This window comes from Mycobacterium sp. (assembly GCF_050701675.1).
Classification (GTDB): Bacteria; Actinomycetota; Actinomycetes; order Mycobacteriales; family Mycobacteriaceae; genus Mycobacterium.
Map to the genome: position 1 here is coordinate 1 of NZ_JBOGDD010000786.1, position 7,519 is coordinate 7,519.

At 67.3% G+C, this 7,519-nt stretch carries 8 protein-coding genes; 4 read left to right on the forward strand and 4 right to left on the reverse strand.

The annotated features are described in order from the left end of the window. Positions 1-280: 280 nt before the first annotated feature. Positions 281-1,915: a fatty acyl-AMP ligase gene (locus tag ACRDUX_RS24080; protein WP_526417235.1), complete on the forward strand. Its 1,635-nt coding sequence runs from the start codon at positions 281-283 to the stop codon at positions 1,913-1,915. Between the two features lie 72 nt (positions 1,916-1,987). Here ACRDUX_RS24080 and ACRDUX_RS24085 read toward each other — a convergent pair whose 3' ends face one another. Further along, the gene (locus ACRDUX_RS24085; protein WP_526417237.1) at positions 1,988-2,599 is read right to left on the reverse strand and encodes an AAA family ATPase; all 612 of its coding nucleotides are present in this window, start codon (positions 2,597-2,599) and stop codon (positions 1,988-1,990) included. A 114-nt stretch (positions 2,600-2,713) separates the two neighbouring features. Here ACRDUX_RS24085 and ACRDUX_RS24090 point away from each other — a divergent pair, with 114 nt between their 5' ends. From ACRDUX_RS24090 to ACRDUX_RS24100, 3 genes are all read left to right on the forward strand, one after another. After that, entirely contained in the window at positions 2,714-3,685 is a 972-nt protein-coding gene (locus ACRDUX_RS24090; RefSeq protein WP_526417239.1) for an efflux ABC transporter ATPase subunit, DrrA-related, read from the forward strand. Further along, positions 3,682-4,530 (forward strand): ABC transporter permease, encoded by an 849-nt coding sequence (locus tag ACRDUX_RS24095; protein ID WP_526417241.1) that lies wholly within the window; start codon positions 3,682-3,684, stop codon positions 4,528-4,530. The genes ACRDUX_RS24090 and ACRDUX_RS24095 overlap by 4 nt, the downstream gene beginning before the upstream one ends. Positions 4,531-4,596: 66 nt before the next feature. Beyond that, complete coding sequence (locus ACRDUX_RS24100) at positions 4,597-5,631, forward strand: epoxyqueuosine reductase (protein WP_526417243.1); 1,035 nt, start codon at positions 4,597-4,599, stop codon at positions 5,629-5,631. Between the two features lie 3 nt (positions 5,632-5,634). Here the strand turns inward: ACRDUX_RS24100 and pth are convergent, their stop codons facing one another. From pth to ACRDUX_RS24115, 3 genes are all read right to left on the reverse strand, one after another. Further along, on the reverse strand, positions 5,635-6,213 hold the full coding sequence (gene pth / locus ACRDUX_RS24105; RefSeq protein WP_526417245.1) for an aminoacyl-tRNA hydrolase: 579 nt from the start codon (positions 6,211-6,213) through the stop codon (positions 5,635-5,637). Between the two features lie 27 nt (positions 6,214-6,240). Further along, a complete protein-coding gene (locus ACRDUX_RS24110; protein WP_526417247.1) occupies positions 6,241-6,900 on the reverse strand; it encodes a 50S ribosomal protein L25/general stress protein Ctc in 660 nt (219 codons plus the stop codon). Between the two features lie 144 nt (positions 6,901-7,044). Then, positions 7,045-7,519: Rossmann-fold NAD(P)-binding domain-containing protein (locus ACRDUX_RS24115; protein ID WP_526417249.1), on the reverse strand; the 475-nt coding region annotated here is incomplete at its 5' end.

Sequence of the window (7,519 nt, forward strand, 5' to 3'; positions counted from 1 at the left end):
CGATGACTTCTCCCGCCGGGGCCTACGGTGGGGGTATCGACAGCGGTACCGCCGGACGGAAGAGAATCGCCAGGGCAAACCCGTCGCGGCTTCTTCGGGAGGCCTGCGACACGACCTCCTCAACAACCGTTTCGATACGAAATCTCGCCCCAATCGTGTGCGCGTCCTCCATGGAGTGCGGGCATGAACAGGTAGAACATGGAAAAGCGCGCGTCGGCTTTGGCAGCACAGAAGCCGACACAGGAGCCGTTGCTGCGCTCCTCAGACCCAGGAGGTTGTCGTGAGCAGGTTTACCGACAAGATGTACCGCAACGCTCGGACTGTCACCACCGGCATGGTCACCGGTGAGCCCCACGAGCCGGTGCGTCACAGCTGGGGTGAGGTTCACGAGCGGGCGAGGCACATCGCAGGCGGCCTCGCCGAAGGCGGCGTCGGACCGGGTGACGCCATCGGCGTGCTGGCAGGCTTCCCGGTCGAGATCGCTCCGACCGCCCAGGCGCTCTGGATGCGCGGCGCGAGCCTCACGATGCTGCACCAGCCCACTCCTCGCACCGACCTGGTCGTGTGGGCCGAGGACACCATGAACGTGATCGGGATGATCGAGGCCAAGGCGGTCATCGTCTCCGAGCCCTTCCTCGTCGCCGTTCCGGTGCTCGAGGAGAAGGGCATCAAGGTCCTCAAGATCGCCGACCTCCTCGCCGCCGAGCCGATCGACCCCGTCGAGACCGACGAGGACGACCTCGCACTGATGCAGTTGACATCGGGTTCAACCGGGTCGCCCAAGGCCGTCCAGATCACGCACCGCAACATCTATTCGAACGCCGAGGCCATGTTCATCGGCGCCGAGTACGACGTCACCAAGGACGTCATGGTCAGCTGGCTGCCCTGCTTCCACGACATGGGCATGGTCGGCTTCCTGACCATCCCGATGTACTTCGGCGCCGAGCTGGTCAAGGTCACGCCGATGGACTTCCTGCGCGACACGCTGCTCTGGGCCAAGCTCATCGACAAGTACAAGGGCACCATGACCGCGGCGCCCAACTTCGCCTACGCGCTGTTCGCCAAGCGGTTGCGCAACCAGGCCGAGCCGGGGCAGTTCGACCTCTCGACGCTGCGATTCGCGCTGTCGGGCGCCGAGCCCGTCGAGCCCGCCGACGTGGAGGACCTGCTGGACGCGGGCAAGCCCTTCGGCCTGAGTCCCAACGCGATCCTGCCCGCCTACGGCATGGCCGAGACGACACTGGCGGTGTCCTTCTCGGAGTGCGGCGCAGGCCTCGTGGTCGACGAGGTCGACGCCGACCTGTTGGCCGCGCTGCGGCGCGCCGTCCCCGCGACCAAGGGCAACACCCGGCGCCTGGCCTCGCTCGGCCCGCTGCTGCGTGACCTGGAGGCCCGCGTCGTCGACGAGACGGGCGAGGTCATGCCCGCGCGCGGCGTCGGCGTGATCGAGTTGCGTGGTGAGTCCCTGACCCCCGGCTACATCACGATGGGCGGCTTCCTGCCCGCGCAGGACCAGCACGGCTGGTATGACACCGGCGACCTCGGCTACCAGATGGAGAACGGCCACGTCGTGGTCTGTGGTCGCGTCAAGGACGTCATCATCATGGCCGGCCGCAACATCTATCCGACCGACATCGAGCGGGCCGCCGGCCGCGTCAAGGGTGTGCGGCCCGGCTGCGCCGTCGCCGTGCGGCTCGACGCGGGCCACTCCCGCGAGACGTTCGCCGTCGCGGTGGAGTCCAACGCCTGGGAGGATCCGGTCGAGGTGCGTCGCATCGAGCAGCAGGTCGCCCACGAGGTCGTCTCCGAGGTCGACGTGCGGCCCCGCAACGTCGTGGTCCTCGGGCCGGGCACCATCCCGAAGACGCCGTCGGGCAAACTGCGCCGCGCCAACTCGGTCTCGCTCGTCACCTAGTTCCCGCTTTCGCGCGAGCGTGCGTGTCTGCTCCGCGACACGCAGCTGCGCGCGTGCAAGCGTGCACGCTCGTCAGACCCTGATGTGGCGGATTCCCACTGCCGCACGACGAAGTTGGTAGCGCGCAGCGCCCAACCTCGGGTGCTCGAGCGGCACGCCGGCGCGGGCGGCGATGTCCTCGACCACGTCGTCGACGGTGCGGTCGTCGGTGGCGACGTGTGCCGCGAACCGATCGTCGGCCAGCGCCGTCACACAGCGCTCGATCTGCTGCATCGCCCAGCACTCCTCGCGTCCCGTCGCCTTGGCCAGCCAGAACCCCGACCGGGTGCGCAGCCTGCGCCGCAAGGTCTCGGGTGACGCGATCAGGGAGAAGTGGCGCACGTCGACGTCGGCCGCATGCAGTCCGGACATGATCTCGTCGAAGTACGCCGGTTCCACCAGGGTCATCGGCACCAGCACCGGTCCGTCGTGCGCCCGCACCGCATCGGCGAGGGTGGCCACCACGGCTGATCGCCACTGCGGCCGGTCCTGGAAGTCGCTGCGGGCGCTCGACGGCAACATCCGGTGGATGCCGAAGCCGATGAGTTCGGGATCTGCCACGTGCGCATCGGGTGCGCGACGCAGGATCTCGAAGGTGGTCTGTGTCTTTCCCGACCCGAAGGCCCCGTTGATCCACACCAGCACCACATCGAGTGTAGATAGCCGCCATGATGAGTTCGGTGGCTGCGGGGGGTCTGAAACTCCATGTGCAGGAAAAGCAATGGTCGGCGGTCCGGGGTGCCTCGCTACGGTTGCACCATGACCACCCCGGCCATCGAGGCCATCGATCTCGTCAAGAGGTTCGGTGCCGCGAATCAGAGGCCGGCCGTCGACGGCGTCAGCTTCACCGTGCCCCAGGGCACGGTCCTTGGCCTTCTCGGGCCCAACGGCGCAGGCAAGACCACCACCGTGCGGATGATGACGACGCTGTCGGAGCCGACCAGCGGAACGGCCCGCGTGGCCGGGTATGACGTCCGCACCCAACCCGACATGGTTCGTCGCAACATGGGGCTCACCGGGCAGGCCGCAACGGTCGACGAGCTGCTCACCGGCCGCGAGAACATCCGGATGATCGGCGGCCTTTACGGCATCGGGCGCAGGGAGATCAAACGGCTCGGGGACCGATTGCTGGCGCAGTTCGACATCGCCGATGCCGCCGATCGGCCGGTTCGGTCGTACTCCGGCGGTATGCGGCGCAGGCTCGACCTGGCCGTCAGTCTGATCGCATCACCGCCGGTGCTGTTCCTCGACGAACCGACCACCGGACTGGACCCTCGCAGCCGCAGCGACCTGTGGGACGTCCTGCGTGAGTTGGTCGCGGGCGGCACGACGCTGCTGCTCACCACGCAGTATCTGGAGGAAGCGGACCAGCTGGCCGACGACATCGTCGTCATGGACCACGGCCGCATCATCGCCAACGGGACTCCGCTGCAACTCAAGCAGCAGGCGGGCAACGCCAGCCTGGTCGTGACGGTGTCGCAGGCGGCCGACCTGCCCACGGCGCGCGAGCTGCTGGCCAGGACCGGCGCCGAGGTGTACGTCGACACCGGCGCACGGCAGCTCACCGTGGCCGCCGACGGCATCGCCGACCTGACCCTGGTGGCGGGCTGGTTGCAGGACGGCGGCATCGAAGTCGACGACATCGGGCTGTCCCGGCCCAGCCTCGACGACGTGTTCCTGTCGCTCACCGGTCACCTCGCCGAGGACGACGATGAGGAGGTCGGCGCATGACGGCGGTCGCACGCAAGGCGCCAGGCACTGTCCAACGGCCACCGACCAGACCTACGAACATCGTGCAGCAGTCCTGGATCATGGTGAAGCGCAACATGATCCACACCAAGCGCATGCCGGAGATGTTGAGCGACGTTACCCTGCAGCCGATCATGTTCGTGCTGCTGTTCGCGTTCGTGTTCGGGGCGTCGATAGCCACCAGGGGAGGGGCGTCCTACCGCGAATTCCTGCTGCCCGGCATCCAGGCCCAGACCATCGTATTCACGGCGTTCGTGGTCGCCTCCGGCATCACCGCCGACGTGGAGAAGGGTGTGATCGACCGATTCCGTTCACTGCCCATCCGGCGGTCCTCGGTGCTCATCGGTCGCAGCGTGGCCAGCCTGATCCACTCGTCGATCGGCGTCGTCGTCATGGCGATCACGGGGCTGTGCATCGGCTGGCGGATAAGGGGCGGTCTCGCCGACGCCGTGCTCGCGTTCGCGCTGATCCTGGTGTTCGGGTTCGGCATGATTTGGTTCGGCATCCTGATCGGGTCGATCATGCGGTCGGTCGAGGCGGTCAACGGCGTGATGTTCACGGTGTTGTTCCCGATTACCTTCGTGGCCAACACCTTCGCGCCCACCGAGCCGATGCCCAGGTGGCTGCGGGTGATGGCCGAGTGGAATCCGGTGTCGTCGCTGGCGCAGGCCGTGCGCGAGCTGTGGGGCAACGGACCGGTCGCGCCACCGGATGCGCAGCTGCCGCTGCACCATCCGGTGCTGGCCACCGTGCTGTGGTCGCTGGCGATGACCGCCGTGTTGGCCCCGTTCGCGCTGCGCGCCTACGCGCGTCGGACCTCGGATTGATGGCGGGTAGGGGCTCGATGGTGGGGTGTTGATAGCCACGTCTGAGTATTGTGTACTATACCTAGGATGAGCGATCGCATCTCACCGCGACTGGCCAATCACCCGACCGTGCGAAAGATGATGGGCCACAGGAGCGAACCGCCCGGCGTGATCGACGCCGACTGGTTGCGGGGGATCTGCTTGGCCGCAGGCGCCGATGACGTCGCCTTCGCCAGCGTCGACAATCCGGCCCTGGCCTCCGAGCGCGAGCACGTCGACTCCGCGTTGCGCGGCACCAAGAGCTACATCTCGCTGGTCGTGAGAATGAACCGCGACAACGTCCGGTCACCCGCGCGCAGCGTCGCCAACCAGGAGTTCCACCGCACCGGCGAGATCATCAACGAGGCGGCGCACACCATCACGCGCGCACTGCAGGACGCCGGGCACCGCGCGCTCAACCCGTCGGCGACGTTCCCGATGGAGATGGATCAGTTCCCCGGCCGGATCTGGGTCGTCGCGCACAAACCCGTTGCCGTGGCTTCCGGACTCGGCGTCATGGGCATCCACCGTAACGTGATCCACCCGAAGTTCGGCAACTTCATCCTGCTCGCCACCATTCTGGTGGACGCACCGGTCACCAGTTACGGTGAGCCGCTCGACTATTCGCCGTGCCTGGAATGCAAGCTGTGCGTAGCGGCGTGCCCCGTCGGCGCCATCGGCAAGGACGGCGAGTTCGACTTCGTCGCCTGCTCGGTGCACAACTACCGCGAGTTCATGGGCGGCTTCACCGACTACGTGCAGACCATAGCGGACAGTGAGGACGCCGCCGACTTCCGTTCCCGCGTCACCGATTCGGAGAACGCGTCGATGTGGCAGAGCCTGTCGTTCAAGGCGAACTACAAGGCCGCCTACTGCCTGGCCGTGTGCCCGGCGGGGGAGGACGTCATCGAACCGTTCCTGGAGGACCGGAAGGGCTTCATGGACCTGGTGTTGAAGCCACTGCAGGACAAACGGGAGACCCTCTACGTCCTGCCCAACTCCGCGGCCAAGGCGCATGCCGAGAAGCGCTTTCCGCACAAGCCGACCAAGGTCGTCGACAGCGGGATCTCCGGCCGCGGTTAGGAGTCAGGGCCAGGCGTGCACGGTGTTCTGTGCGGGCTCGACGCCCAGCTTGATCAACAGCTCGCATGCGTCGGCGGCCAACTCGCAGATCGTGGCGACCTCCGGCCGCTCGGCGGCGGTGAAGTTCTCCAGCACGTAGGTGGCCGGATCCTTGCGGCCCGGTGGGCGCCCGATACCGATGCGAACACGCTGAAAGTCCTTGGTGCCAAGGGCCGACGCGACCGAGCGCAACCCGTTGTGGCCACCCTCGCCGCCACCGAGCTTGAGCCGGATCCGACCGAAGTCGATGTCCAGCTCGTCATGGATGGCGATCACGTCCGCGGGCGCCACCGAGTAGAACTGGGCCAGCGGACCGACTTGGCGCCCCGACTCGTTCATGAACACGCGCGGCTTGGCGAGCACCACCGACCGGCCGCCGAGGCGACCGGTCGTCACCTCGGCGCCGGATTTCTTGTGCACCTTGAAGCCCGAGCCGATGCGGTCGGCCAGGATGTCGGCGACGAGGAAGCCAAGGTTGTGCCGGGTAGTGGCGTACCGCGGTCCGGGATTGCCAAGGCCGACCACCAGCAGCGGTTCGGCCATGTCAGCGAATTCGCCTCAACCAGAGGGCTATTCGGACTCGGAGGCAGCGGCCTCTTCGGACTCGCCGGAGGCCTCTGCCGGTGCGTCGGCCGCATCGCCAGCGCCCTCGGACTCCAGGTCGTCGGCGGTCGGCGCGGGGATGACGTTGACCACCAGCAGCTCCGGATCGGAGATCAGCGTGACGCCGTCGGGCAGCGGGATCTGCGACGCCAGGAACTGCGTGCCCGCGCGGATGCCCTCGACCGACAGGGTCAGGTTTTCGGGGATCGACATGGCGTCGGACTCGATCTCGATGGTGTTGGACTCCTGGTTGACCAGGGTGTCCGGTCCCGCGTCGCCCTCGACGATGACGTGGATCTCGACGGTCACCCGCTCGCCGCGACGGACGATGATCAGGTCGACGTGCTGGATGTTGCGACGGATCGGGTGGATCTCGATCGCCTTCGGCAGTGCCAGGGCTTCCGTGCCGTCGATGTCGAGGGTCAAGACCGCGTTGGTGCCGAAGTTGCGCAGCACCGCGGCGAACTCGCGGGCAGGTAGCTCCAGGTGCTGCGGGTCGGCACCGTGGCCGTAGAGGACGGCGGGAACCTTGCCGTCGCGACGGGCCTGACGCGACGCGCCCTTGCCGGTCTTGGTCCGGACCGCTGCGGTCAGATTGTTTTCTGCGTGGGCCGCTGTCTTGGCCATGTGGTTCGCTCCTGTGCCGGTTCGTCTGGTGGCACGGTGAGGGCGACAAGAAGCAGCGGGGCTGCGAATCGGTTCCCGTCGATAACGGTGGCCCGAGTGGTCCACCCTCGCCGTGATCGTCAGCCAGATTAGCCCATCAGCTGCTCAGAGCGGAAATTTGGTGTCGGTGAGCTGCTCGGACAGCTCCCACAGCGCGGTCGCGGACTTGGCGCTGGCTGCCAGCGGACTGCGGACGGTCAGCCCGGTGGGGCCCCGCATCGCGAACTTCGGGCCGATGAAGCCGTCGCCCGGCAGGTCCTGGGACGCGGCGAAGAGCGTCTGTCGGGCCCCGAACGCGGCATCGGTGCCGAGGCGGTTGGCGGCGTGCCAGAACTTGGTCCCGAACTGGCTGCCGGTCTGGCCCTGCAGGTTGGTGGCCGAGTACCCGGGATGGGCGGCGAGCGAGGTCACCGTCGAGCCCGCGGCGTCGAGCCTGCGCTGCAACTCCTTGGTGAACAGCAGATTGGCCAGCTTGGACTGACCGTACGCCAGCCACGCGGAATACGGCCGCGACTTCCAGTTGAGGTCCTTGAGGCTGATCTTGCCGATCAGGTGCATCATCGAGGACACCGTCACGACG

Excerpts from the sequence above, each read along its gene's own strand:
- ACRDUX_RS24095 (WP_526417241.1), top strand. The coding sequence starts at position 3,682 with ATGACGGCGGTCGCACGCAAGGCGCCAGGCACTGTCCAACGGCCACCG.
- ACRDUX_RS24110 (WP_526417247.1), bottom strand. The coding sequence starts at position 6,900 with ATGGCCAAGACAGCGGCCCACGCAGAAAACAATCTGACCGCAGCGGTC.
- pth (WP_526417245.1), bottom strand. The coding sequence starts at position 6,213 with ATGGCCGAACCGCTGCTGGTGGTCGGCCTTGGCAATCCCGGACCGCGG.
- ACRDUX_RS24100 (WP_526417243.1), top strand. The coding sequence starts at position 4,597 with ATGAGCGATCGCATCTCACCGCGACTGGCCAATCACCCGACCGTGCGA.
- ACRDUX_RS24090 (WP_526417239.1), top strand. The coding sequence starts at position 2,714 with ATGACCACCCCGGCCATCGAGGCCATCGATCTCGTCAAGAGGTTCGGT.